The 1,696-nt window shown below is 69.6% G+C and carries 3 protein-coding genes; all 3 read right to left on the bottom strand.

Annotation, left to right across the window (positions count from 1 at the left end; translation table 11 throughout):
* Positions 1 to 441 (bottom strand): RNA polymerase sigma factor (locus AC04L7_RS18165; RefSeq protein ID WP_475513628.1); only part of this gene is annotated, 441 nt, incomplete at its 3' end.
* 67 nt (positions 442 to 508) lie between these two features.
* On the bottom strand, positions 509 to 1,012 hold the full coding sequence (locus AC04L7_RS18160) for a putative signal transducing protein (RefSeq protein ID WP_435997618.1): 504 nt from the start codon (positions 1,010 to 1,012) through the stop codon (positions 509 to 511).
* A gap of 10 nt (positions 1,013 to 1,022) precedes the next feature.
* Positions 1,023 to 1,696 (bottom strand): acyl-CoA thioesterase (locus AC04L7_RS18155; protein WP_475513627.1); only part of this gene is annotated, 674 nt, incomplete at its 5' end.

Here is a 1,696-nt window from a genome sequence, read left to right as displayed (position 1 = left end):
CAGCAGCAGCGCCTCGCGGCTGTCCTCCGGGAGCGAGGAGATGATGTCGGTGGCGACGATTTCCTCTTCCGTCTGCAGCAGGCGCTCGGCGGGAGTGGGGTCCGGGTCGGCGGCCATGCCGATGGCGATCTCGGCCACTTCGCCCGACATGGGACGGCCATGCTGTGCGCGCAGCCAGTCGCGGGCGAGGTTGCGGGTGATCTGGCGCAGCCAGGGCAGGAAGCTGGCGCTGTTCTTCAACCGGTCGAGCTGCTGCCAGGCCTTCAGGAACGCTTCCTGCGCAATATCCTCGCTGGCCTGCACGTCGCGGGTGATCGCCAGCGCGATCGCGGTGACGGTGTTCTGGCAGGCGTGGACGATGCGGCCGTAGGCCTCCTGGCTGCCGCGCGTGGCGGCGGGCAGTTCGGCCTGCAGCATCAGGTCCAGGGCGAGGGTATTCATGGCGTCAGGATCATCGGGTGGGCTGATGACCCTGACGGGCCGGGAAGACGGATGTGACCGTCTGCGGTCAGCCGCCGGTGGCGGGCTGGATGCGGATGCGGTCTTCCTCGGGCGCCTCGTCCGCGGGGGCAGGCGTCGCGGGTTGTTCCTGCGGGACCGGGACGGGCGCTGCGGGCGGCGGCATCGGGCGCCGCATCCACATGACGACGGCGGCCAGGGCAATCAGGGCCAGCAGGATCAGGCGGATGCGCCAGGCCCAGGAGCGCTGCGGCGTGGCCGCGGGTTCCTGGTCACTGCGGAACGTCAGCGTGGTCGCATAGCCAGGGCGCGTGGTTTCCATCAGGCCGGCCTCGCGCAGCAGTTCGCGCGCGCGCGGCTGGTCTTCGGCGTGGCGCACCCACACGGCGGGCTGCAGCTGCGCCTTCACCGGTTCGGTGTAGCTGAACTGCCCGCCGCGCTTGCTGTGGTACGAGCGGCCGTTGCTGATGAAGACCGGAACGCCCGCATCGCTCAAGAGCTTGGCCACGCCTTCGACGGTTTCGATGCGCTGGCTGGAAAAGACTTGCCGCATGGGTATTCCCTCAGTCCTTCGCCGGGACAGCCGAGGCCGCTTCGGCGTCCGGCACCACGCGGATCAGGCCTTCCTGCGCGGTGCTGGCGACCAGGCGGYCCTGGCGATCGAAGATCTGCCCGCGCGCCAGTCCGCGCGAGCCGCTCGCGCTGGGGCTGTCGATCGAATAGAGCAGCCAGTCGTCGGCACGGAACGGGCGGTGGAACCAAAGCGCGTGGTCCAGCGACGCCATCTGCACGTTCGGCTGGTAGTAGCTGATGCCGTGCGGGTAGGTGGCCGTGCCGAGCAACTGGAAATCCGAGGCATAGGCGAGCAGGGCGCGGTGCAGTTCGGGCGAATCGCCGACCGGCTCGCTCAACCGAAACCACACCTGCTGGAACGGCGGCCGCTTGGGCGGATTCAACTCGTCGCGTGGGTACACGTGGCGGAATTCGAACGGGCCGCGTCGCGACAGCCAGCGCTGCACCTTCGGCGGCAGCGTGGCCATGACCTCCGCAGGCACCGGCGGCGCGGGCGGAATGTCTTCCGGCCGCGGCACTTCAGGCATCGACAGCTGGTGCTCGGCGCCTTCTTCCTCGGCCTGGAACGACGCCGCGCAGAAGAAGATCACGCGGCCGTGCTGGATCGCCGTGACGCGGCGCACCGAGAAGCTGCCGCCGTCGCGCGTGCGGTCCACTTCGTAGA

The sequence above is a fragment of the Pseudoxanthomonas sp. LjRoot204_2 genome, assembly GCF_056175765.1.
Note: the sequence above shows the minus strand (reverse complement) of the source record. Positions and strands in the feature narration are given on the sequence as shown.